The sequence below is a fragment of the Actinomadura sp. NPDC049753 genome, assembly GCF_040674655.1.
GTDB classification, from domain to species: domain Bacteria; phylum Actinomycetota; class Actinomycetes; order Streptosporangiales; family Streptosporangiaceae; genus Spirillospora; species Spirillospora verrucosospora.
The window spans coordinates 40,145-61,635 of record NZ_JBFARL010000012.1 but is presented as its reverse complement, the minus strand read 5'-3'; the positions used below and the strand labels follow the sequence as shown (position 1 = coordinate 61,635).

At 68.1% G+C, this 21,491-nt stretch carries 24 protein-coding genes and 2 pseudogenes; 8 read left to right on the top strand and 18 right to left on the bottom strand.

The annotated features are described in order from the left end of the window. Positions 1-56 precede the first annotated feature (56 nt). Genes AB0K37_RS05645 through AB0K37_RS05620 form a run of 6 tightly spaced genes read right to left on the bottom strand, consistent with a single transcriptional unit; the run spans position 57 to position 5,472 of the window. Complete coding sequence (locus tag AB0K37_RS05645) at positions 57-584, bottom strand: hypothetical protein (RefSeq protein WP_363975293.1); 528 nt, start codon at positions 582-584, stop codon at positions 57-59. Beyond that, positions 581-1,027, bottom strand: coding sequence for a hypothetical protein (locus tag AB0K37_RS05640; protein ID WP_363975290.1), 447 nt, complete (start codon positions 1,025-1,027; stop codon positions 581-583). The genes AB0K37_RS05645 and AB0K37_RS05640 overlap by 4 nt, the downstream gene beginning before the upstream one ends. A 40-nt stretch (positions 1,028-1,067) precedes the next feature. Further along, positions 1,068-1,847 carry a hypothetical protein gene (locus AB0K37_RS05635; RefSeq protein WP_363975287.1) on the bottom strand — a complete coding sequence of 260 codons (780 nt, stop codon included), beginning with the start codon at positions 1,845-1,847 and terminating at the stop codon, positions 1,068-1,070. A 28-nt stretch (positions 1,848-1,875) separates the two neighbouring features. Next, a complete protein-coding gene (locus tag AB0K37_RS05630) occupies positions 1,876-2,310 on the bottom strand; it encodes a hypothetical protein (RefSeq protein WP_363975284.1) in 435 nt (144 codons plus the stop codon). 31 nt (positions 2,311-2,341) lie between these two features. Beyond that, positions 2,342-3,898, bottom strand: a complete 1,557-nt coding sequence (locus AB0K37_RS05625) for a hypothetical protein (RefSeq protein WP_363975281.1) — start codon at positions 3,896-3,898, stop codon at positions 2,342-2,344. Positions 3,899-3,942: 44 nt separating this feature from the next. Beyond that, a complete protein-coding gene (locus AB0K37_RS05620; protein ID WP_363975278.1) occupies positions 3,943-5,472 on the bottom strand; it encodes a pyridoxal-dependent decarboxylase in 1,530 nt (509 codons plus the stop codon). A gap of 608 nt (positions 5,473-6,080) precedes the next feature. On the opposite strand from AB0K37_RS05620, the pseudogene AB0K37_RS05615 reads away from it, so the two are divergent. Beyond that, positions 6,081-6,216: pseudogene (locus AB0K37_RS05615) on the top strand (IS630 family transposase); the annotation flags it as partial. 68 nt (positions 6,217-6,284) lie between these two features. Here the strand turns inward: AB0K37_RS05615 and AB0K37_RS05610 are convergent. Further along, positions 6,285-6,521, bottom strand: a complete 237-nt coding sequence (locus AB0K37_RS05610; RefSeq protein ID WP_363975276.1) for a hypothetical protein — start codon at positions 6,519-6,521, stop codon at positions 6,285-6,287. Between the two features lie 57 nt (positions 6,522-6,578). After that, positions 6,579-7,178, bottom strand: coding sequence for a CGNR zinc finger domain-containing protein (locus AB0K37_RS05605; protein ID WP_363975273.1), 600 nt, complete (start codon positions 7,176-7,178; stop codon positions 6,579-6,581). An 84-nt stretch (positions 7,179-7,262) separates the two neighbouring features. On the opposite strand from AB0K37_RS05605, the gene AB0K37_RS05600 reads away from it, so the two are divergent. Next, entirely contained in the window at positions 7,263-8,027 is a 765-nt protein-coding gene (locus AB0K37_RS05600; protein WP_363975270.1) for an MBL fold metallo-hydrolase, read from the top strand. A 67-nt stretch (positions 8,028-8,094) separates the two neighbouring features. Here the strand turns inward: AB0K37_RS05600 and AB0K37_RS05595 are convergent, their stop codons facing one another. After that, positions 8,095-9,534, bottom strand: a complete 1,440-nt coding sequence (locus AB0K37_RS05595; RefSeq protein ID WP_363975267.1) for an MFS transporter — start codon at positions 9,532-9,534, stop codon at positions 8,095-8,097. 88 nt (positions 9,535-9,622) lie between these two features. Between AB0K37_RS05595 and AB0K37_RS05590 the strand changes: the two genes are divergently transcribed. Beyond that, positions 9,623-10,198 (top strand): TetR/AcrR family transcriptional regulator, encoded by a 576-nt coding sequence (locus AB0K37_RS05590; protein WP_363975264.1) that lies wholly within the window; start codon positions 9,623-9,625, stop codon positions 10,196-10,198. A 532-nt stretch (positions 10,199-10,730) separates the two neighbouring features. Continuing rightward, the gene (locus AB0K37_RS05585; protein WP_363975262.1) at positions 10,731-11,753 is read left to right on the top strand and encodes an LLM class flavin-dependent oxidoreductase; all 1,023 of its coding nucleotides are present in this window, start codon (positions 10,731-10,733) and stop codon (positions 11,751-11,753) included. Positions 11,754-12,113: 360 nt separating this feature from the next. On the opposite strand, the gene AB0K37_RS05580 is transcribed toward AB0K37_RS05585, so the two are convergent. From AB0K37_RS05580 to AB0K37_RS05570, 3 genes are all read right to left on the bottom strand, one after another. Continuing rightward, positions 12,114-12,632 (bottom strand): hypothetical protein, encoded by a 519-nt coding sequence (locus AB0K37_RS05580; protein ID WP_363975259.1) that lies wholly within the window; start codon positions 12,630-12,632, stop codon positions 12,114-12,116. Between the two features lie 237 nt (positions 12,633-12,869). Continuing rightward, a protein-coding gene (locus AB0K37_RS05575) for an IS5 family transposase (RefSeq protein ID WP_363975344.1) occupies positions 12,870-13,666 on the bottom strand; the annotation gives its coding sequence in 2 pieces (ribosomal slippage) (positions 12,870-13,324 and positions 13,324-13,666; 798 coding nt in all). A 293-nt stretch (positions 13,667-13,959) separates the two neighbouring features. Then, positions 13,960-14,535 carry a GNAT family N-acetyltransferase gene (locus AB0K37_RS05570; RefSeq protein ID WP_363975256.1) on the bottom strand — a complete coding sequence of 192 codons (576 nt, stop codon included), beginning with the start codon at positions 14,533-14,535 and terminating at the stop codon, positions 13,960-13,962. Between the two features lie 408 nt (positions 14,536-14,943). Here AB0K37_RS05570 and AB0K37_RS05565 point away from each other — a divergent pair. Next, a pseudogene (locus AB0K37_RS05565) lies at positions 14,944-15,254 on the top strand (transposase family protein); the annotation flags it as partial. A 157-nt stretch (positions 15,255-15,411) separates the two neighbouring features. On the opposite strand, the gene AB0K37_RS05560 reads toward AB0K37_RS05565, so the two are convergent. Continuing rightward, positions 15,412-15,894, bottom strand: coding sequence for a hypothetical protein (locus AB0K37_RS05560; protein WP_363975254.1), 483 nt, complete (start codon positions 15,892-15,894; stop codon positions 15,412-15,414). Positions 15,895-16,175: 281 nt separating this feature from the next. On the opposite strand from AB0K37_RS05560, the gene AB0K37_RS05555 reads away from it, so the two are divergent. The 3 genes from AB0K37_RS05555 to AB0K37_RS05545 all read left to right on the top strand — a co-directional run bounded on the left by AB0K37_RS05555 (position 16,176) and on the right by AB0K37_RS05545 (position 17,852). After that, positions 16,176-16,331 (top strand): hypothetical protein, encoded by a 156-nt coding sequence (locus AB0K37_RS05555; protein WP_363975251.1) that lies wholly within the window; start codon positions 16,176-16,178, stop codon positions 16,329-16,331. Positions 16,332-16,451: 120 nt separating this feature from the next. Then, positions 16,452-17,276, top strand: coding sequence for a hypothetical protein (locus tag AB0K37_RS05550; RefSeq protein ID WP_363975248.1), 825 nt, complete (start codon positions 16,452-16,454; stop codon positions 17,274-17,276). Between the two features lie 45 nt (positions 17,277-17,321). Beyond that, the gene (locus AB0K37_RS05545; protein ID WP_363975246.1) at positions 17,322-17,852 is read left to right on the top strand and encodes a hypothetical protein; all 531 of its coding nucleotides are present in this window, start codon (positions 17,322-17,324) and stop codon (positions 17,850-17,852) included. Positions 17,853-17,979: 127 nt separating this feature from the next. Here the strand turns inward: AB0K37_RS05545 and AB0K37_RS05540 are convergent, their stop codons facing one another. The 5 genes from AB0K37_RS05540 to AB0K37_RS05520 form a co-directional block, all read right to left on the bottom strand. Further along, positions 17,980-18,780 (bottom strand): ABC transporter permease, encoded by an 801-nt coding sequence (locus tag AB0K37_RS05540; RefSeq protein WP_363975243.1) that lies wholly within the window; start codon positions 18,778-18,780, stop codon positions 17,980-17,982. Further along, positions 18,777-19,739: an ATP-binding cassette domain-containing protein gene (locus tag AB0K37_RS05535; RefSeq protein ID WP_363975240.1), complete on the bottom strand. Its 963-nt coding sequence runs from the start codon at positions 19,737-19,739 to the stop codon at positions 18,777-18,779. The genes AB0K37_RS05540 and AB0K37_RS05535 overlap by 4 nt, the downstream gene beginning before the upstream one ends. A gap of 420 nt (positions 19,740-20,159) precedes the next feature. Then, positions 20,160-20,486 (bottom strand): DUF1048 domain-containing protein, encoded by a 327-nt coding sequence (locus AB0K37_RS05530; protein WP_363975237.1) that lies wholly within the window; start codon positions 20,484-20,486, stop codon positions 20,160-20,162. 1 nt (position 20,487) lies between these two features. Next, the gene (locus AB0K37_RS05525; RefSeq protein ID WP_363975234.1) at positions 20,488-20,844 is read right to left on the bottom strand and encodes a DUF1048 domain-containing protein; all 357 of its coding nucleotides are present in this window, start codon (positions 20,842-20,844) and stop codon (positions 20,488-20,490) included. Beyond that, positions 20,841-21,170 carry a PadR family transcriptional regulator gene (locus tag AB0K37_RS05520; protein WP_363975231.1) on the bottom strand — a complete coding sequence of 110 codons (330 nt, stop codon included), beginning with the start codon at positions 21,168-21,170 and terminating at the stop codon, positions 20,841-20,843. Before AB0K37_RS05520 ends, AB0K37_RS05525 begins: the two co-directional genes overlap by 4 nt. Positions 21,171-21,491 lie beyond the last annotated feature (321 nt).

The following is a 21,491-nucleotide window of genomic DNA, read 5'->3' as shown; positions in this document are numbered from 1 at the left end:
CGTCCGCGCGGGCCCGGTCGTCCCCGGCCGGGTCCGCGCGGCGCCGGGACGGCCCGTCACACCTTGAGCACTCGGATCGACGGGTGGTTCCTGGTGTTCAGGTAGAGCTTCTCCTTCGTGCCGTCCTGCTCCAGTTCGAGGACGAGGCGGTAGCGGTACAGCCCCGGCCGGGCGGTGCTGAGGACGGCCCCCGCCCAGTAGTAGTAGATCGGCGTGTAGGGCGAGCGCATCAGGTCCGGCATCCCGTAGATCTTCAACTCGGTCATGATGCGGCGTTCGGCGACGTCCTCCTCGTCGCCCCGCTCGGTGTCCAGGAACACCAAGTTGTTGATCTTCGGCATCGGCGGCCAGGTGCCGTCGGCCCGCTTGTGCATCTCGATCGGCCGGATGATCCAGTTGATCACCTGCCCCTGCTTGCAGATCGTCTCGAGGTGGTCGGTGCCCTGCCCGACCCCGCCGACGCTGTTGTCCATCATGTAGAGCGCGTCGTCGAGGGAGCCGGTCCGGGCGGCGCGTTCCATGTTCACCAGGGTGACGACGTTGAGCTGGACGGAGTTGAGCTGACCGCGGGTCTCGGTGGTCATCGGTGCCCCCTTCCGGTGGCACTCTGGCCGACCAGGGCCGGCGTCGATATGGCGTACGGCTCCGTGACGGTGCCGAGCCGGAACTTCAGCCGGTACGAGACGGGCTCGGCGACATGCCGCTTCACCGCCGCGGTCCAGTAGGCGATGTCGGTGTTGGGGTAGACCTTCCGTTCGGGCGTGCAGAACTTCTCGTCGATCACGATGCCGTCGAGGGCGGCGTAGGTCTCGCACTCCAGGACGACGACGTTCCAGATGATCCGGTCGCCGGAGCGCACTCGGGTGCGCAGGTCCACCGTGCCGAAGCCGGTCGACCCCTCGGCCTTGTTGGTGTCGTACAGGAACAGGTTCCCCTCCAGGGTGCCGGAGGCGAGGGCCGCGACCGGGTCGATCACCGCCGTGATCGACACGGGCCGGGACTCGGGCGGTCTGGCCTTGCTGGGCATCGGCTTCTCCGTTTCGATGCGGGACTCGGGGGATGCGGGCTCAGGGCATCGGCAGCGCGCCGAGGCCCGCCCCGGTGAAGGCGTTGCGCTTGGGGTCGCTGATGACCTTGATGGCGGAGTCGCAGGTGAAGTCGACCGGCTCCCAGGCCGGCTCGTCGTTGCGCCACACCAGCTCGTGCAACTGGATGTGCATCGTGTAGCGGTAGGTGCCGGGACGGGCCGTGTCGACCGATGCCGCCCAGTACCAGCCGTCCGACACCATGTCCGGCGAGCCGTACTGGGCGGGATACATGATCTTCTCGTCCACGGCCTGCCCGGTGATGTCGGTGATCACGGGGTTGGGGTGGTTGTAGGCCTGCCCCTCCCCCGTGACGACGTTCCCGGTGACGTCCAGGACCTTGCCGACGGCCGGGGCGCGGCCGCCGCGCGGCCGGCGGGCGCGGGCGCCCACGCGGCGCCGCAGGCCCTCCAGCTCGGCCGCCGTGTCGACGGACGGGTCACCGGCCCGGTCGGCGACGCCCGCGATCTCCTCCAGCGCCTCCTGGTCGGTGGCCTGCGCCCGGTCGGCGTGGTAGCTGCGGGGGACGGTCGGAGGGATGGAGCCGAGGCTGGCGGGCAGCCAGTTCAGCACCTGCTCGGTGGCCTGCGACCCGTCCGCCCAGTACGTGCCGGGGCAGATGGTCACCAGGTCCGCGGTGCCCTGCCCGGTCGAGCCGAGGAAGGCCATGTTGTCGAAGAGGTAGACGTTGCCGGTGAGCGTTCTGGCCTGGAGCGCGTTGGCGATGTCGACGAGGACGATGATCCCTTGCTGCTGCGCCATGGATGCGCCTTTCGGGTCGCTGGTGGGGTCACGCGCACATCAGCGCGGGCGAGTCGAGATGCAGGACGCTGTGGGGGCCCTCGTGCATCTGCACTTCCAGCCGGTAGTGGTAGGGGACGCCGCGGGTGAGGTGGGCCGGGACGACGCCCTCCCACACCTTCAGGTCGAGGTTCTCGTGGCCGCCGGACTGCGCGTCCCAGGCCGGTGCCCGCTCCGGGGCGGCTCCGCCGGGCGGCAGGAAGGTGATGGCGGAGATCTCGGCGGTCGTCTGGACGTCGACCGCGATCGCGGTCCACTGGACGACCTGCCCGGGCACGACGATCGTGCACAGGTCGACGGTGCCCTGGCCCTGGCTTTCGAAGTCTCCGTCGTCCACCAGGGAGAGGTTGCCGTTGTGCAGCGTCCCGTCGGACAGGGCTCCGACGGCGTCCACGAGGACGACGATGTTGACATGGGGTTTCACTGGCACTCCTGTTCTGGTCGGTCGCCGTCCCTCAGCCCCGGTCTCGGACCAGGGGAACCTTGCCGACGGCCGTCCGTTCGATCTCGGGCGAGGACCGGGGAACGAACGCGAGCTGGAAGCGGTAGCCGGTCCGCTCGACCGCCTCCGGGGTGGCCTCCCGGTCGTTGAACAGCGACAGGGAGCGGAGAAGCGCACCGACGAAGACCTGGTGGACGCCGCCCGGGCCGAGTGCGGCCGACAGCGCGCAGGTGTGGCCGTCGGCGTCGTCGACCGCGGCGAGCAGCGTGATGGTCTTGTGCTCGCGGTGGTTGACGAACTGGATGTCGTGCGCGGTCGCGTCCAGGTCTATGCCGGTCGTCTCGCGCAGCCGGTCGCGGAGCGCGGCGTAGGCGATCGCCGCCGAGTACTGGCTGTCGTTGATGTGCAGCACGTCGGCGGTGCGGCCGGCGAACTCGAACCGGCCGGTCTTCAGGCCGGGCCCGTCGAGGGCGGGGCGGCGGATCATCCGGTCGCCGAGCTTGAGCCGCAGCAGCGGCGCCTCGTGCGCGTGCAGCCGGGTGACGACGAGCTCGCCCTCCTCGCCCTCGGCGACCGCGCGGCCCTGGTCGTCGACGACCTCCACGAGGTGCAGGCCGGGCACCGCGGCCAGCCAGGGCGAGTCGTCGCTCAACTGGAGTCCGACGGTCTCGGCCTGGGTGGCGGCGAAGTAGCTGAGGATCGCGACGTTCGGGTAGACCGCGCGCAGCTCGGCGCGCTTACGCTGCGGCAGCACGCCGCTGCCGTACAGCGCGACGCGGAAGCTCTCCCGCGCCTCGCGGCCCAGTCCGGCGCCGAGGTCGCTGAGGATCGCGATGCCCGCTGAGATGCCCATCATGGCCTTGGGCCCGGGGTAGGAGAACATGTGCTCCAGCACGGGGCCCGTGACGGGGCCGGCGCCGATGTAGTTGACGCCCGGGACCTGCTGCAGGACGCCGCCGACCATGGTTCCGCTGCTCCACATCTGGTAGTCGGCGAGGTTGGTGAACAGCCATTTGGGGTCGCCGCCGGCCAGGTGGTCGCGGAGCTGGTAGGTGCCCATGAAGGCGCCGGCGATGCGGTAGGTGTCGTGCAGCTCCCGCAGCGAGTAGACGATCTCCAGCGGCAGGCCGTCGCTGGTGCCGCCGCTGGCGACCACCTCGAACCCGCCGTGCGCCAGCGGCACCACCATCCCGGAGCGGGCGCCCGTGAACATGTCGCGCTGGACGGTCTTGTCAGACAGCGGCACCCGTTCCCACTCCTCGTAGGTGGCGGGCGGGCCGGTGATGCCGGAGGCCGTCAGCCGCTCCCGCCACAGCGGGTTGAGCAGCGCCGTATTGATCATCTGGCCGAGGCGGCGCAGGACCAGAGCGTCCTGGACATCGTGCGGAGTCTCGGCGTAGGGGACGCCGCAGAGCCGCTCGCACTCGCGCAGTTTGCTCGCGAAGGAGGGCAGCGCCGGGACGGCGTCCACCGACCACGGCCGCATCTCCTCCTCGGGGATCAGCCGCGCCGCAAGTTCCGGGCCGTCCACGGGCGACCGGCCGACCGGCGTGAGAATCGTCGAGGTCATGTCGCGCTCCTGTTCGTCACGGGGGGTTCGTCACGGGGGGTTCGTCATGCGGAGAGGTCGCCGCGGAGCAGCCGCTGACCGGTGCTCCTGATCTCGGCGAGGAGCATCCGGAAATGCTCGGTGCTGATCTGGTGGTTCATGAAGACGATGCGCAGTGCCGCGGTTCCCTGCACGTCCACCTTGGAAATGAAGAACCGCCCGGCCAGCCTTACCTGTTTCCTGATTCGCAGTTGCAGGCGGTGGACACGGTCGGCGGCGATGCCTTCCGGCCGGTAACGGAAACAGAGGATGTTGGCTTCCGGCTCGTGCAGCACTTCGAAATCGGGTTCGTCGAGCAGGATGCGGTGCGCCTCGTGCGCCGTCCGGCACAACTGCTCGATCTTCTCGGCGAAGAGCGCGCGCCCGTACACCGCCCACAGCGCCCACAACGGCATGATCATCGGCCGTTTCGTGCACTCGAGATTCTTGTCGCCGCTGTCGAACGCGCAGTGCGCGTCGGGCTCCTCGTCGAGAACGTAGCTGGCGGCGCCGCGGCCGAACGCCTCAGGGGCGTCCCCCGCGTTGCGGTAGAACAGCATGGTGCAGGGCGCGGGGACGAACATCAGCTTGTGCGCGTCCCAGGTCAGCGAGTCGGCCTTCTCGATACCGCGCAGCCTGTGCCGCAGCGCGTCCGACACGAGCAGGCTCGCGCCGTGCGCCCCGTCGACATGCAGCCAGATACCGCCTTCGGCGGCGATACCGGCCAGTTCGTCGATCGGGTCGAAGGCGCCGAGCGCGGTGGTACCCGCGGACGCCACCAGGCAGAAGACCTCCAGCCCCCGGCGCTCGGCGGCGGCGAGCACCGCGGGCACCCGGTGCACGGCGATGCGTCCTCGCCTGTCCACCGGCAGCCGGACGATCCGTTTCTCGCCGATGCCGAGGACGCCGGCCGCGCGGGTCACGCTGTAGTGCACCTCCTCGCTGACCGCGATGGCGGGCAGTCCGCGACCGCCATGCTCGCCGCACGCCCAGATGCCGGGATAGGCGCGGTTCCGGGCGGCCAGCAGCGCGGTGAGATTGGCCAGCGAGCCCCCGGACGTGGTGACCATCGCGAAGGAGCCCGGGTCCCATCCGATGAAGCGGTTGAGCTCGTCGGCCATGATCCGCTCGGCCGTGATCGGCAGCTGCCCCGCCTCGTAGTAGGACGAGGGCTGGTTGACGACCGAGCCGACGAAGTCGATGACGCCGGCCAGCGGGACGGTGCCGGAGAACTGCCGTCCCATGTATCCGGGCGAGTGCACCTGGATACCGGTGCGGAGATAGAGATCGACGATCGCCGCCAGCCGTTTCTCGTCGAAGGCGGCGACGCCCTCGCTCTCGGCGGTCATCAACGCCCGCGCCGCCTGCGCCAGAACGTCGGGATCCGCAAGGTCCAAACCCCGGACGGACCGGTCCGCCAGATGCGATTCCAGGCGCGCGGCGACCGCTTCGGAATTTCTCCGGAAGAGGACCGGATCAAATGCGGCGAATAACGAGTCCCCCGGCGCCGCCCCGTGCGACATGGGCGGCGAGCATTCTTCCGACACGTCGGCCACGCTTAGCCTTCCATTTCTCTGACTGCTCTGGAAACTCACCCGACGCGGGCGAGTGTAGGCAGGATTCAACAAAACCAACAAGGGCATGTACTGCTAACCATCGGGACACCGCATGCTATGAGCACTCAGAAACGCAATTAAATCCAGTTGACAACTTTTGTCTGAAATCAGGCCATTTTTGACTTATCGTCAAAGCGCATACGCGTCCAGGGCCGACAAAGCGCCACTCTCCGGCGGGCCAGTCGGCGTGCGCGGACCGGCACGGTCGATTCCACCCGGGATGCGTGCCTCACACCCCTCTCAGGGGCTAGACCGGCACTGAGTTCACCGACCCGCCGCAGATCGGTGCAGGCATCTCGAAGCGCGTCGGCCGGGACCACGCGCCCAGATGCGATGATCGACCGCTCCGCGCGAACCTCGCGGGTCGTTCGATCCGAGGCACCACCCAGACCCGTCCCGCCCGGAAGGCCAGGAAGCGGCCCGGTTCGGCGCCTTCCCGGATGACGACCTCATCGTCCGGCTCGCCCCGGCCGAACGCCTGGCAGGTGTACTCGAACTGGTCGGCCCGCATGGAAGGAACAGAGGTGCGCCTTCGACTACGGCCCACCCGCAAGCTCGCCGCCTACCTGCGGAAAGCGCACGGCCGGGTCATCTGGATCAGCCGCGAGGCGTTACGGTGCCTGCTCGCCCGCCGCGGCGTCACCTTCCAGCGGACCCAAAACGTGGAAGGAATCGCCCGATCCGGAGCACAGCGCCAAACCAGCGAGAAGGGCATCCGCTGGACGGACGCCCTCTCGCCCGGCTGCCTGAAGTCACCGGCCGGCCCAACGAAACTGCTCGTCCGGCTCCTCCCGCCGCTCAAGCACTCCCGCCGCGACCAACTGGAGGAGCACCTCGTGGAGAGCACTGCCCAACGGGTTGTCCGTCCAGAACACAGCCTTGACCCTCGCGAACGACTCGGACTCGTCGAAGATCCCCAGGCAGGATCCCACCAGGAACGCGGCGCCGTCCCAGTCCAGCCAATCGGCCAACCGCTCAGAAAGATCCACGAAACGATCGTGCCAGCACGACGTCAGAGCCGGCGAAGTTCCCGGTCACACCACTAGCTATGAAGACCGACGTCGTCGGGCGTAGGCCCGTGCCGCCCGGACCCGATCTCCGCAGCGCACCGAGCACCATAGGCGTGCCCCATGGGTGCGCACGAAGAACCGGGAGCAGGGTTCGGCAGCGCACGCAGCGAGTCTGGGCACATCTGCGCCTGTGAGAAGGTCGGCGGCGTCGGCGGCCAATTCGGCGAGTATGTGGTCGGTGGCCTGGTCCAGTGGATGGAGTCGGCGGCGATACAAGCCCTGCTCGGAACTCCAGGCCAGCAGTTGCGCGCGCGGCACCGCGGTCAGGGCGTCGTTGACCATGGTCAGTGCATGCTGAGGCGCGGGCTCCTTCTGCGTCAAAGCAGTGAGCAACTCGCGGATGCTGTGCCGCAACGTGCGCAAGCGCGCCGTGCACGGGTCACCGAGCGCCAGCTCGGAATCGATCAGATCACGCTCGACGAGCCAGGCCGTCGCGAGCTCCCGATCACCGATCATGTCGGTCGTGCCGGCGGGGGTGACCAGCCACGTATTCGCCAGTGCCAGCGCCGGGCGACCGTCATCGCCCGGGGCGGGGGGCAGGAGATGTCGTGAGGCCGCAGCGTCCGTCGCACTCATCTTCTCATGTTAACTGCTTGGTTCTTCCGTGACGTCATGCTAGCGTCCTCACGGAGAAATCCTGTAATAACGTGAGGAGTGTTCATGTCAGATTCTCGCGCCGACGCCGCCCGCGTTCGGGTCTTCGGCGGGCCCACCGCTCTCATCGAGATCGGCGGGCTGCGCATCCTGACCGATCCCACGTTCGATGAGCCGGGCGACTACGAGGTGGGCCCCGGCATGTTCCTCAGCAAGACGGCATCAGCCGCCGTCCAGGCGAGCGAGATCGGTCACCTGGACGCTGTCCTGCTCTCGCACGACGAGCACCCGGACAACCTCGATCACGCCGGACGGGCCCTGCTGCCGAGCGTTCCGGTGGTCTACACCACCGAGAGCGGCGCACGGCGCCTCGGCGGCAACGCGCTCGGCCTGGCGCCGTGGGACGCTCACGAACTCCCCCGCCCCGACGGCGGTCGGCTCACCGTCACCGGCGTCCCGGCGCGCCACGGCCCGGAGGGCTGCGAACCCGTCACCGGCGACGTGATCGGCTTCGTGCTCTCCGCACCCGATCTTCCCAGCGTCTACGTCAGCGGCGACAACGCCTCGCTGGAACTCGTCCAGGAGATCGCCGACAGATTGGGTCCCGTCGACACCGCGGTGATCTTCGCGGGGGCCGTCCGCACCCCTCTCCTCGACCAGGCTCTGCTCACATTGGACAGTGAGCAGGCAGCCACCGCGGCCGCGATGCTCGGTGCGCGACGGATCGTCCCGGCGCACGTCGACAGCTGGTCCCACTTCACCGAAGGCCCCGACGACATTCTGGCCGCATTCACCGCCGCGGGCCTGGCCGAGCGCCTCCACGTCGACTGAGCGAGGGACGCAGTCCTTCGCCCAGGCTGCTGTCCGTTCGGTGAGTGCTACCGGAGCCCTGGCCGCGTCAGTGACTCGTGGTGCTCTCATGAACGCGCAGCGGGGCCGGGCTCGCCGGCCGTGTCGGTTCGTTGCTCCTGATCAGCCACAGGCCTGTGAACACGGCTGTGGCCAAGGTGACGACGCCGGCCACGACGAAGGCGCTGTTGAGCCCCTCCTCGAAGGAGGCGCCACCGGTCTCCCGGGTGCGGACGACGGCGCCGAGCACCGCCACGCCGAGGACCGCGCCGATCTGCCGGGTGGTGCTGCTGACGCCCGATGCCAGGCCGCCCTCCTGGGGGCTGACCGACTGGATGGCGGCGCCGGTCAGCGGGGACATGGTCAGGGCGAAACCGATACCAACGACGGCCAGCCGCCACCATACGTTCGTGTAGCCGGTGTCGGCGTGCACGAAGCCCAGGGCCAGCAGTCCCAGCCCTGCCAGCGTCAGGCCGACGGTAACCATGATCCGGAAGCCGTACCGGGCGGCGAACCGGCCCGCGAACGGGCTGATGACGACCATCGCGAGCGTGGCGGGCAGGGTCTGCACCCCGGCTCGCAGGATCGAGCTGCCCTGGACGTAGACGAAGAACTGGGAGAAGAAGAACGACGAGCCCATGAGCGCGAAACCGACCACGATCATCGCCGTGTTGGAGACCGTGAACAGCCGTTGCCGGAAGAGCCGCAATGGAAGCATCGGCGCCGAAACCCGCCCTTCGACGACCACGAAGACGGCGAGGATCACGGCCGCGGCGGCGAAGCTGCTCAGGATCACAGGCGAGGTCCAGCCACGGGAGCCCCCCTCGATCAGCCCGTAGGTGAGCGCCCCCACGCCCACGACGGACAGGACCGTGCCCGGGACGTCGATCGCCGGCGCGCTCGGGTTGCGGGACTCGCCCAGCACGCGCAGCCCGGCGACCAGCAGGACCGCGCCGACGGGCACGTTGACGAGGAAGATGGCGGGCCACCCGAAGGCCTCCACCAGAACGCCACCGGCCAATGGTCCGGCGGCCAGACCGATTCCGCTGAATCCCGCCCACAGCCCGATCGCCCTGACCCGCTCCTGCGGAACCGGATACGCGGCGGCGAGCAGGGTCAGCGAGGCGGGGCTCAGCGCCGCGGCCCCGATGCCCTGCAGCACCCGCCCGGCGATCAGCCAGCCGAGCGAGGGCGCGGCCGAGCACACGACGGACGCGGCGGTGAAGACCACGACGCCGGCCAGGTACATCCTCTTGCGGCCGAAGCGGTCCGCGAAGACGCCGCCGGACAGCAACAGCATGGCGACCAGCAGCACATAGGCGTCGACGATCCATTGCAGCCCGGTCAACTCGATGTGCAGCCGCTCCTGCATGTCGGGCAGCGCCGCCCCGACGATCGTGTTGTCGAGCAGCACCATGAACTGCCCCAGGCAGGTCACCGTGAGCAGCGCCGCCCGGTTCGGCACGGCCACCGGCGGTGCAGACTTCATCGTTCCTCCTAAAGCAGTTCGTTACTGCTTTAGGAGACTAGACAGCGAAGGCCCTAAACGCAACTGTGAGCTGCGCTAAGGTGGGGGCATGGAGGAGCGGCGGCCGGTCCGGCGGCCCGGCGGGCGCAGCGCCCGTGTCCGGGCGGCAGTGCACCAGGCCGTGACGGACCTGGTCAGCGAGCGCGGCTACGGGGAGTTCACGGTCGGTGACGTCGCCGCCCGCGCGGGGGTGGCCGATACCAGCATCTATCGCCGGTGGGGCACCCTGGAGGCCCTGCTCACCGACGTGGTGCTCACGCGCCTGAACGCGCAGTCGCCGATGCCCGACACCGGGAGTCTGGCCGGTGACCTGCACGCCTACGCGGCCCAGGTGGCGCGCGAGATCACGGGACCCGACGGACTGGCGGTGCTGCGCCTGACCGTCGCCCTGTCGAACAGGGGCGAACAGGGACTGCGGGCGCGTGACGGCTTTCTCGCCGAACGCACCCGGCTCATGCAGGCCATGCTCGACCGCGCCGGCGAACGCGGCGAGAATCCACCCGACGTCCTGGGCGTGCTCGACCACGTCATGGCCCCGATGTACATCCGCGTCCTCTTCGGCGCGGGCCCCCTCACCCCGGACTACATCGCCGGGCTGGTCGACCGATTGCTGGAGCAGGCCTGATCTCTGCCTTTGGCAGGGACGCGGATCAGCCGAACGGCGCAAACCTTCGCGGCCCACAGCACCAGACGGCCACCGGGCGCCTCGTCGCGTCCGGAGCGCCCGCCGAGGTGATCACTGACTGCTGGCCGAGGGCTACCCCGCCAATCCCGCAGCAGTCACCGTTCTCCCGGAGACACCCACCAATGCACTCCCGAGGCCGCGCGCGGTAGTCCCGGGCCTTCCGCACGGAACCCACGAGTGAGGCGGCATTGGTGCCGTGTTCCGGCAGCAGGGGCGCGGTGCACCCGCCCGCAGGCGCGCACGGCGGCCCGCCCCTCGAATCGGCCATCCGCCCTTGGCGTGTTCAGCGAACTGCTCCTCGACGGAAGCATCTTGTGACGCTGACCGTCGAGGACCGGCCGGGCCTGCCGGCCGGTACCGGGTGATCGCAGAGGGCTCCCGCTGGTCTTGGTGTGTGCCGGGCGAGGACCGCGGGATGCCCTGGGGTCTGCCGTGCTGGAATCTCGTACGCGCTGAGATGGTTGGTGTAGGTGTGAAGAAGATCGGCTTTCTCTCGTTCGGTCATTGGAGCGCCGGCGCGGGCTCGCGGACCCGGTCGGCTGCGGACGCCCTGCTGCAGTCGATCGATCTCGCCGTAGCCGCGGAGGAGCTCGGCGCCGACGGCGCCTACTTCCGGGTGCACCATTTCGCCAGGCAGCTGGCCTCTCCCTTCCCGCTGCTCTCCGCGATCGGCGCGAAGACCTCGCGCATCGAGATCGGCACCGGCGTGGTCGACATGCGATACGAGAACCCGATGTACTTCGCCGAGGACGCCGGCGCGGCCGACCTGATCTCCGGTGGGCGGCTGCAGTTGGGCATCAGCCGTGGATCACCGGAACAGGTCATCGACGGGTGGCGGTACTTCGGGTACGAGCCGTCCGAGGGCGACACCGATGCCGACATGGCACGCAAGCACACCGAGGTGCTGCTCATGGTGCTGCAGGGCAGAGGCTTCGCCGAGCCGAATCCGCGGCCGATGTTCCCCAATCCACCCGGGCTGCTGCGCGTCGAGCCGCATTCCGAGGGGCTGCGCGACCGCATCTGGTGGGGCTCGGGCTCCAACGCCACCAGTGTGTGGGCGGCCGAGCTGGGCATGAACCTGCAAAGCTCCACGCTCAAGGACGACGAGACCGGCGAGCCGCTGCACGTCCAGCAGCGCAAGCAGATCGAGGCCTACCGGCAGGCGTGGAAGGACGCCGGACACCAGCGCGAGCCGCGTGTGTCGGTGAGCCGCAGCATCTTCGCGCTGACCAGCGATATGGACCGCGCCTACTTCGGCCGGAACGCCGACTCGGGCGACCACATCGGAATGATCGACGAGAACACCAGGGCGATCTTCGGGCGCTCGTACGCGGCCGAACCGGACGTGCTGGTCAAGCAACTCGCCGGCGACGAAGCCATTCAGGCCGCGGACACGCTGCTGCTCACGGTCCCCAACCAGCTCGGTGTGGACTACAACGCACACGTCCTGGAGAACATTCTGACCCACGTGGCACCCGAACTCGGCTGGCGCTAAGGGCACAGCCTCGGGCCGCGGGGCTCGGGAACGGCCACGCGCGCGCCTTTCCTGAGCGGGCGGGCCACGGTCGTCCTCCCCCGCCGGGGATTGCCTTCTGTCGCCCAACGCCGCCAGGGCCCTCATCGCGCGGTTCCCGGCGGCCCCGCACCTGGCGTGGACTCCCCCGCCCCCGTCTCCCGGCCGTCCACCCGGCTTGAGTCCCTCGGTGCCCGCGACCGCGCGCAACTCGTCGTCATCGCCCGCCAGACCGGGTTCGTCCGCGTGCAGACATGAAAGGTGCCGGGCCACCGAGGTCAGCCGAGCGCCCAGCCGCCGTCGATGATCTGGCCGGTGATGAAGGCCGCCTCCCGGGACGCCTCACACAATCTCTACGTAAGGGATCTCAGTGAAGGAGTAGCCCTCCCCCAGTTCCAGCCCATCCCATACGTTCAACTCCGCCGGATCTTCCAGCGCTGCGGCCTCGCTCAGGTGCGGGGCGTTCCGGTAGGGACTGATGTCGTAGGAGGTCACGATGTGTGCGGCGCGTTGTGAGAACTCCTCGGCGTTACCGCAAGTGAACACGGAATAGCCGGGACGGCTAACCCCGCTCAGCTTGTACACGTATTCCGCCTTGCGCCTGGGTTCGAGGATGGTCTTACCGTCCTCCGCGAGGAGGTAACCATCTTTGGTAACCCTTATCTCCTTACCGAGGACGAGTTCGAAGAGATTCGGGAACTCATCTTTCAGCCGCATGCCTGCGGTGATGTCCTTACCCTGCTCCTCGGTGAAGGGGCACCGCTCTCCGTCCTCATAGTCTTCATTGCGCCAATATCCGTTGTCCAGCTTCCACCAGGCGTCCACCAGGAGAGACAGGGGGAAGACGGTCTCCTGTGGCACATATGGGACGTCGGCGTTAATAACGTGCACCCTCCCACGGAGGGGCCGAGCCTTCGACCGAGTCGACGGACACAATGAAGATACTGGTCATGCCGGGGCGCCCCCTTCAGTCGGAATTGCTGGTCACGCTTGATCACCAGTCAGTCCGGAGAGGAGGGGGTCCCACTGACACTCGTTCCGGGGTCATACGCGCCCGTGCATCCGATGCCCTACTGGCGGACGCTCTAAGAGGTCGTCTCATTTGGTTAGCCGGCGGTGACAGATGAGGGTGGCGGCGATGCCGACGAAGGCCAGGAAGTGCTCGGGTTTGCGTTCGTAGCGGCGGTGCAGGCGGCGGCAGCCGCTCAGCCAGGACACCGTTCGTTCCACTACCCAGCGGTAGCGTCCGAGCCGGTCGGAGGGCTCGATGCCGCGGCGCGCGATGCGCGGGGTGATGCCTCGCCTGCGTAGCCAGCGCCGCAGGTCGGTGTAGTCGTAGCCCTTGTCGCCGTGCAGCTTGGCCGGGCGGCGCCGGCGCGGCCCGCGCCGGGAGCGGGTGGGTGCGATGCCCCGCACCAGCGGCTCCAGTGCGAGCTTGTCGTGGGTGTTGGCCGCCGAGATCCCGACAGAAAGGGGCAGTCCGGCACGGTCGACCAGCAGATGGATTTTCGACCCACGTTTGCCGCGGTCGACAGGATTCGGGCCTGTCAGTTCCCCCCTTTGGCGGCGCGGACGCTTACCGAGTCGATCGCGCACCGCGACCAGTCGAGCTCGCCGCGCGCGCCCAACTCGTCCAGCACCAGCCGGTGCAGCTTGGCCCACACCCGCGCCGACGTCCACTCGGTGAAGCGCCGGTGCGCGGTAGGACCCGACGGCCCGAACACAGGCGGCAACTGCTGCCACGTGCAACCCGTGGTGGCCACGAAGATGATCGCCGCCAGCACCTCACGATCCCCGTACCGGCGCCGGCCACCGCCCTGCGGCCGCGTCGGAGCAGGCGGCACCACCCGCTGGAACAGCTCCCACAACTCCTCTGGCACCAGCCGCTCGACCATCTCCACGACCGCAGGCTACCGCCACCAAACCAAATGAGATGACGTCTAAGTGCCGATCGAGGCCAGGACAAGCCGCTTCCCGCTATCGCCGCAAGTCAGCAAGCGTCCTGCACCGTACCGAAGCGCGCCTCAGAGGGAGAACGAGTCCATTATGCTCTCCCGCAGCCAGCACCTTGCTGCCTTCACACTACGCATGGAACTGATTTCAGTTTCCCCGATTGACGCCTGCATGAATTGATAGTGATCTTATCAAGAAGATCGGCAGCAAGAGCCGGACATGGCCACCCGGCCCATCACTCGGGAGCGGGCCATTCTTCGGCCAGGAGCGCGTATGAGAGACCGTCGAGCCATCCCTTGGTGCGGTGGAGAGAGTCTCTCACCGTGTGCTGTTCGCGGCGCATCCCAACCCGCTCCATCAGCCGCCACGAAGCTTCGTTGTCGTAGAAACAGTCCGCGTGCAGGCGGCGCAGACCAAGACTCCCGAAGGAGATGTCGATTAGGGCGCGTACCGCTTCGGTGGCGTAGCCCTTGCCGCCGTAGGCGGGATCCAACGTCCACCCGAGCTCTCCTTGGACGCTTTTCGCCTGGTCAGCGACCTCCTCCTGGGCCCAAGCGTCCTGGACCTGCAGCGTCAGATCGCCGATCACGCGGCCGTCCAGTTCGACGATGAGCAGGTCTGCGAGCCGGTCCTCGCGGAGAAAACGCTCACGGTAGTCGTCGTAGGTCTCTGTGGCGGCCGTGACCCATTCTTGAGTCTCCGGCAGTTGCCGGTAGGCCCAGGTCGTGTCCACGTCGCCGGGGGCAGCCCGGCGCAACAGCAGTCGGTCGGTGGAAATCGGCCAGTCCAACGTGTCAAGAGGGTGGCGCATGGGCGTCATGCTGGCAGAGAGCCGTGGTGACACACAAAACAGATTACGGCGGGCGACGTCCCAACAACGACGCGGCGATCGCCCTACAGGAACCGACGGGACACCGAAGCGACCAGGGCTCCCGGAAACCCGCGTTCTAAAGTCGAGTGGAGTCGCCGTCGCGGAGTGGTGTGCTCTCGTGCCGGAGGGCCCCCGCTGCGCCGCAGAGTTCAAGTGCGGTGCTGCCGGGGCCGGGGCGGAGAGATCTCACACACAGGGGAAGCCGCGGCGATGCCCTTCGACAGATACGGGCTCAATCACCGTCGCGCGCGTTCGGTGAGTCTTCTCAACAGCGGTGCGGGGACTGCTGATCACGTGATGGCCGCGGTCGGTGTGGTTGCTGCGGAACGTCAAGGAGCCCCTGGCAAGGCCGACCGCCCCTACTTCTCCGGCAAGCATCGGGTGCACGGGATGAACGTGCAGGTGGCCGCAGGCCCGAACGGGACGATCCTGTGGACCTCGGGCCGCGATGCCCGGCAAGATCCACGACCTGACCGCCGCCCGCGTCTGGGGAATCCTGCGCGCGCTGCACGCACGCGAAGCTCCGCGGGCCCGGCGAACGCGCGAACGCGCAGCTCAAATCATGGCGAATCCTCCACAAGCTCAGCCGCAGCCCCCCAAGCCGGCCACCTGGTCGGGCCATCGCCGTCCTGCAGAACTACGAGCTCACCTGGAGATGAAAAAGGGGCAGTCATGACGGGCCCGAAGGCCAGCGGCCCTCTTGCAAGACCACGAAGAACATAACGGCCTCCATCCTTGAGCGGATTGGTGTGATGACCCCGGTCCGCCCGGACACCGGAACCGTCACGAGGATCGGAGGCCCCGCTCCTCATAGCATCAGATGATGTAAGAACCGACTTGGCGGCGTTCTTTGGAGGACAGCAACTCCAACGGCAGCAGCGGGATCGCCTCTCGGTTGGCCGCCAGGTAGCAAAGCAGCACCAGCGCGCTGCCGTCCTCGTCCTTGAACAGCAGCCAATGCGCGAGGTCTACCGAGCCGCTGGAGAAACCGGACGAGTGCATCACCGGATCCAGCATCGCCATGTAACCATCCGGAAGCAGTTTCTTGCGAATCTTCCGGAAGTTCGCCGATGGGAAGGAACTGACCATCAGGAACAGCTGCCCGAACGTCTGAGTATGATGCACAATCCGCCCGGGCGTGACCGGGACCGGAGCTCGCACAACGTGGTCGATCAGGTTCGGATGGGCGAGCCACCGCCAGGTCTCCCGAGAGGTCACCGTATCCGGAAGCTTGTCCTCCATACGCTCCAGGTGTACAGGCAGCCACTCCCGCGCCCACTCGTTGATGAAAGCCTCCACACATCATGATCAACCCCGCCGGCCCCCGATTCTTCCGGACGCGGCCCACCGCATGTCAAGCCCGCAGGGCGCTCCCGCCCCTGGCGCGAGGGGATTCTAGGTATTCCGGCCCGCAGGGATGCCGCATGGGCGGGGCCGACTCACACTGAGCCTTTTTCAGCGGCAGTTCGGCGTGCTGATCAGAGCATGACCGCGGACGGCGTGGGCGGCGCCGGACGTCAAGAAGCCCCTCGTAGGCCGGTTGTTCTTTCACAACGCCCCGTCCCCACCAGAGGCCTCACATGCTTTTGTATCGTGCTTCGCTGCCGTTGCCGCGCCTGCCCCTGGCCTACGCCACCGGCGTGCCGCTGTGGACGATCTGGATGATCGACCGCGAGCCGCCCTCGACCGGTGGCACGGACCGGGGCGGCAACCGACTTGCGGCCGAGGCCGTGTGACTCCCCCGAAGTTGCCGAAGGAAATCGACCGGAGTTGTCGGATCCGGGCCGCGCTGTTCGTAGCAAGGTTGAGACGCCGCCCACGAGGGCGGCTGTGACAACCACAGGAGATGCCGGCAGATGTCGCACGCACAGGCCAAGGTCCACCGGATGTTCGAGCTCGTCGAGCCGATCGCCACCGTCACCTTCTCCGAGGTCCCGAACGAGGCGTTCCTGGCCCTCGGCATGCGCAACTACTGGGACGGATACTTCGCCGGCCGAGCCGCGCCGCTGGGGCTGGCACCGGCCGAGGTGGTGCACGCGGTCTTCTACAACTTCGCCGACGGCGAGGTGGCGCGGCACATTCCGTGGGTCTGGGGGAAGATCACCCCGCAGGAGGCGATCGCCGTGCGCGAGCGGGGCAGCGCCGCCGCGCTGCGGCAGATGATCGGACAACTCGCCGACTCCCCCGGCCTGGCACGGGCCGCCGACCTCGCCACCCGGGCGGCGGTCAGCGCGCCGACCGAGGGCCGAGTGCTGTACGCCGCCCTCCGGGCGCTCGACGTTCCCGAGGAGCCGGTGGCCAGGCTCTGGCATGCGGCGACGCTGCTGCGCGAGCACCGCGGGGACGGCCACAACGCCGCCCTCGTCGCCCACGGCATCGGCGGCACCGAAGCCCACGTCCTCCTGGCTCTCTCCCTCGGCATGAGGGCCGAGGAGTTTGGCCGGATCCACCACCTGCCCAAAACACAGCTGGACGCCGTCGTCGACGGCCTGCGCGGCCGCGGCCTCGTGAACGCCGACGGCGGTTTCACCGACGCCGGTCGGGAGGCCAAGGAGCGGATCGAGACCCTCACCGACGAGCTGGCGGCACCGCCGTACAGCGTGCTCAGCGCGGACGAACTCGACGAGCTGGTCGCGGGACTTGAGCCGATCGCCGCCGCGGTACGGAGCTACGACGACTGAGCTGCCAGATGCAGGAGACACCACACCCCAAGCCCGGCCACCGAGGTGAACAACCTCCCTGCAGGACGGGAGACTTCGGGCGCTTCACCCCAACACGAAACAGGCAACACCGCCTCCCGGCTCGAGGCACTGAACGAGCACGCGGCGAGCCCTCAGCTTGCAACTCCAGCCGCAGGGTTTCTTGATCGGTGCCGGATTCGCACTCACGGTGCCGTTGCAGCCGACCCAGCAGCCGCCGCCGCTCGGTGCGCGCTGTGGCGCCAGATAGACGCCGCCCCTTCCTCCTCTTCTGAAGGAGTTGCGGTGCTGGTTGGCGTTGTCCCAGCGTCCGCGTGCTCCGTCGTTGCCATAGTTGCTGCCGGGCGCCCGAAAGCCGTCGTCGCAGTACTGGCAGGTGGGGTCGGCGTGGTCGACGGGGTTGTTGCCCGCGTAGGAGCACCCGGCCCCTACGACCGCATCCAGTTCACCGTCGGTACTGCGGACGTCCCCGCCGCAGTGCTCGCGCGACTGGCTCCCGGCGGCCGGCGGGGCGTCCCGATGCGGAGCTCACGCTTGGCCATCGGCGCCGCGAGGTAGTGCCACGCGCGATGAGCTCCGATGTTGAGCGTCTGCATAGGTCACGCCTTGAGGGCTCCGGGCCGTCAGAACTGTTGCTCTGACGGCTGCGGCTGCTTCGTGGGTGTGGTCACCGACGTGGGTTCGGTCAGCGGCTGGGGTCGCGGCCGAACAGCTTCATCGACCAAAGGAAGCCGACCAGGGTGATGCCCGCGGACCAGGCGATGGACTGGTAGGCGCTGTTGCCGATGGCGTCGCCCATCAGCAGGCCGCGCAGGGTCTCGATGGCGGGGGTGAACGGCTGGTACTCGGCGAACCAGCGCAGGGCGGTCGGCATGGAGTCGGTGGGCACGAAGCCGCTGCCGAAGAACGGCAGGAGCATCAGCAGCAGGGGCGCGTTGCTGGCGCCCTCGGGGTTCTTGGCGACCAGGCCGAGGGCGACCGCCAGCCAGGTGAGCGAGAAGACGAACAGCGCCAGGAAGCCCGCGGCGGCCAGCCACTCGGCAGGGTTGGCGTTGGGCCGGAAGCCGATCGAGAGGGCGACGCCGATGACGACCACGATGCTCATCGCGATGGAGATCATGCTGCCGATGACGTGCCCGGTGAGGATCGATGATCGGTAGATGGCCATGGTCCGGAATCGGGCGACGATTCCCTCGGCCATGTCCATGGCCACCGAGATGGCGGTGCTGGTGGCGGCGCCGACGGTGGTCATCAGGATGATGCCGGGGGTGACGTAGTCGAGGTACCGGCCGCGGCCTCCGCTGCCGGCGAGCCCGTTTCCGAGCGTGCCGCCGAAGACGTACACGAACAGCAGCAGGAAGACGACCGGCATGCCGATGAGCTGGACCGTCATGGCCGGGTAGCGGAGCATGTGCTTCAGGCGCCGGCGGATCATCGTTGCCGAGTCGGCCAGGGTGCGGGTGCGGACGGTGATGGCAGTGCTCATCGGACTGCGTCCTTGTCCTTCGGGTTGCCGGTGAGGGTGAGGAAGACGTCGTCGAGGTCGGGGGTGTGCACGGACAGGTCGGCCGGTTCGATGCCGGCGGTGTCCAGCCGGGCGAGCAGGTCGCGCAGTGAGGCGACACCGCCGTCGGAGGGGACCTGCAGCGTGAGGCGGTCGTCGTCGGAGGTGTCCACGAACCCGGCGCCGAGCGCGCTGAGCGCGCCGGTGAGCGCGGTGTCATCGGAGAAGCGCAGAGACACGTGGCCGCCGGGGATGAGTCGCTTGAGCTCCTCGGGGGTCCCTTCGGCGATCAGCGTCCCGTGGTCGAGCAGTGCGATCCGGTCGGCGAGATGGTCGGCCTCTTCCAGGTACTGCGTGGTGAGGAAGATCGTGACTCCGCTGTCGGCCAGGTCGCGGACGATCTGCCACATGGTGCGGCGGCTGCGCGGGTCCAGGCCGGTGGTGGGCTCGTCCAGGAAGATGACGCGAGGGCCGCCGACCAGCGTCATCGCCAGGTCCAGCCGTCGGGCCATGCCGCCGGAGTAGGTGGACGCCGGCTTCTTGGCGGCCTCGACGAGGTCGAACTGCTCCAGCAGCCGTGCGGCGAGCCGGCGGCCCTCGCTCCGCCGCAGGTGGTGCAGATCGGCCATCAGGATGAGGTTCTCCTCACCGGTGAGGAGCTTGTCCACGGCCGAGTACTGGCCGGTGACGCCGATCGACGCGCGGACCGACCGGGGATCGGCGGCCAGGTCATGGCCCGCCACCCGGATGTCGCCGCCGTCGGCGCCGATCAGCGTGGACAGGATCTGGACAACGGTGGTCTTGCCGGCCCCGTTGGGGCCGAGCAGGGAGAAGATCGTTCCCTCGGGGACGGTCAGGTCGATGCCGTCGAGTACGAGGTTGTCGCCGTAGGACTTGCGTAGCCCGGTGACCGCGATCGCCGAGGGGTTCGCGCTGGTCATGATGGTGCTCCTTTGAGGCTGCGGGTCAGAGGCCGCGGGCGGTGATGCCGCTGTGAGAGTGGTCGCGCGGATGTCGAACTCGGCAGCGCCGTCGTTCTTCGAGGGCATGGGTGATGCCGACGTCGGGGGAGCCGCGCGATAGCGGCGCTGACCGAGCTCGCGATGCCGGCGCGGTGGCAGGCCACCTCGAGGATGCGGACTAGCCCGACAGGGGCGAGACGCCGTTCCAGATGGTGGTGTTCGGTGATGATCGCGGCCGGGATCTCACTGCAAGGCCGCCCACTGGAAGTGCGGGCGGGTGGCCACCGGCCGAGCGTCACAGGCAACCGCGCGGGCGGGAGGCAGGCTGTCGACGGTCAGGGGCCCAGGTTCTCCGTCGGCTCACCATCGATGAATTCCGCCGGCACCGGTCGGCGGGTGTTACTTCTCGGCCGTGCCAGGTTTCCCGCTGATGGACTCCTGATAGATGTCCGCGAAGGTGCGCGAGTCTTTGATCAGGTCGTCGCAGAAGGCAGCGATATCGTTTCCCAGAAGTTCCATGACCCCCCGACCGGCCGCGACGCCCTCCTCGAAGAAATCGAGGATGTCTGAGAGCAGAGGCCCGCCGAGCAGGTCGACCGGTCCGACCTTGAAGAGGTACTTCTGAATTTCCTTATAGACGATCTGATAGTCCGGTGGGAGCGCCTTGACCCGCGCCATGTGGGCCCGCCACTGTTTCTTGCCCTCGATGATGTCTCGGATGCTCATTTCAGCCTCCCAGCCGGCCCAATTTCCTTGCGACGTTCCTGTTCAACTGCTCGCGCCAACGGTCGCGATAGGTCCGGGCCCCTTCCCCGCCGGCCAGCGCCGTACAGAAGCCCCCGACGTCGTCACCCAGGACCTCGTGAACGCTCTGCCCATCGGCGGCGGACTCTTCGAGCAACCCCAGAGCCCCGTCGAGAATCGGCATCAGGTTTCGTCCTGTGAAGCCCGAGTAGGGAAAGAGGTGCCCCTTGATCTCTTCCCACGCCGCCCGGTAGTCGGCCGGCAATGCCTCGGCCCGGGCTTCGAACGCCTTCCATTCCCTGGTGAGATCGCTGCCTGTCACCGTCTCCCAGAACCTCATCTCCCGCCCCCCTTGAGCTTGTCGATCCGCGATGTGATGTACTCCCACTTCGCCCAGAACGTTGCGAGTTCTTCGCGCCCCGCGTCGTTAAGCGCATAGAACTTGCGCGGCGGGCCAAGCCCGGACGGTCGTTTCGTCACCTGGACGAGCCCGTTCCTCTCCAGCCGCTGCAGGATGGCGTAAACCGTCCCCTCAACGACATCGGCGAAGCCGAGTTCATTCAGCTGACGCGTGATGGCGTACCCGTAGGTCTCCTCGCTGCCGATGATTTCGAGAACGCAGCCCTCAAGCGTGCCCTTGAGCATCTCCGTCAACTGCTTGTCCATGAACCCCCCTTCCAGCTACTCGGTGCCACTGACTACCGGTACAAAGTAGCACTGAGTACTAGTACCTAGCAACATTGACTAGGCACGCCACCGGAGACCAGGTCGGCCAGTTGCTCGCCAGCCACAGGCCGGCCGGATTGACGTACTGACAAGTGACATCGGCTCGGCTGTGGCTGTGGATCGGTGTCGCCGGCGGCGGTCACGGCGCTGCGCGCGGCGCGTCGTCCGGTGGAAGTCAGCTACCTGGTCTGCTGCCGCGACTGGGGTCCCCGCTCCCCGGTTTCAGGGCCCTAAGGCCCTGAATCACACATGATTCGGCTC

Bases quoted from the DNA above. Each gene is read 5' to 3' on its own strand.
- AB0K37_RS05645 (WP_363975293.1), bottom strand. From the start codon at position 584: ATGACCACCGAGACCCGCGGTCAGCTCAACTCCGTCCAGCTCAACGTC.
- AB0K37_RS05640 (WP_363975290.1), bottom strand. From the start codon at position 1,027: ATGCCCAGCAAGGCCAGACCGCCCGAGTCCCGGCCCGTGTCGATCACG.
- AB0K37_RS05635 (WP_363975287.1), bottom strand. From the start codon at position 1,847: ATGGCGCAGCAGCAAGGGATCATCGTCCTCGTCGACATCGCCAACGCG.
- AB0K37_RS05625 (WP_363975281.1), bottom strand. From the start codon at position 3,898: ATGACCTCGACGATTCTCACGCCGGTCGGCCGGTCGCCCGTGGACGGC.
- AB0K37_RS05605 (WP_363975273.1), bottom strand. From the start codon at position 7,178: ATGAGTGCGACGGACGCTGCGGCCTCACGACATCTCCTGCCCCCCGCC.
- AB0K37_RS05600 (WP_363975270.1), top strand. From the start codon at position 7,263: ATGTCAGATTCTCGCGCCGACGCCGCCCGCGTTCGGGTCTTCGGCGGG.
- AB0K37_RS05595 (WP_363975267.1), bottom strand. From the start codon at position 9,534: ATGAAGTCTGCACCGCCGGTGGCCGTGCCGAACCGGGCGGCGCTGCTC.
- AB0K37_RS05590 (WP_363975264.1), top strand. From the start codon at position 9,623: ATGGAGGAGCGGCGGCCGGTCCGGCGGCCCGGCGGGCGCAGCGCCCGT.
- AB0K37_RS05570 (WP_363975256.1), bottom strand. From the start codon at position 14,535: ATGCGCCACCCTCTTGACACGTTGGACTGGCCGATTTCCACCGACCGA.
- AB0K37_RS05555 (WP_363975251.1), top strand. From the start codon at position 16,176: ATGCTTTTGTATCGTGCTTCGCTGCCGTTGCCGCGCCTGCCCCTGGCC.
- AB0K37_RS05550 (WP_363975248.1), top strand. From the start codon at position 16,452: ATGTCGCACGCACAGGCCAAGGTCCACCGGATGTTCGAGCTCGTCGAG.
- AB0K37_RS05540 (WP_363975243.1), bottom strand. From the start codon at position 18,780: ATGAGCACTGCCATCACCGTCCGCACCCGCACCCTGGCCGACTCGGCA.
- AB0K37_RS05535 (WP_363975240.1), bottom strand. From the start codon at position 19,739: ATGACCAGCGCGAACCCCTCGGCGATCGCGGTCACCGGGCTACGCAAG.
- AB0K37_RS05530 (WP_363975237.1), bottom strand. From the start codon at position 20,486: ATGAGCATCCGAGACATCATCGAGGGCAAGAAACAGTGGCGGGCCCAC.
- AB0K37_RS05525 (WP_363975234.1), bottom strand. From the start codon at position 20,844: ATGAGGTTCTGGGAGACGGTGACAGGCAGCGATCTCACCAGGGAATGG.
- AB0K37_RS05520 (WP_363975231.1), bottom strand. From the start codon at position 21,170: ATGGACAAGCAGTTGACGGAGATGCTCAAGGGCACGCTTGAGGGCTGC.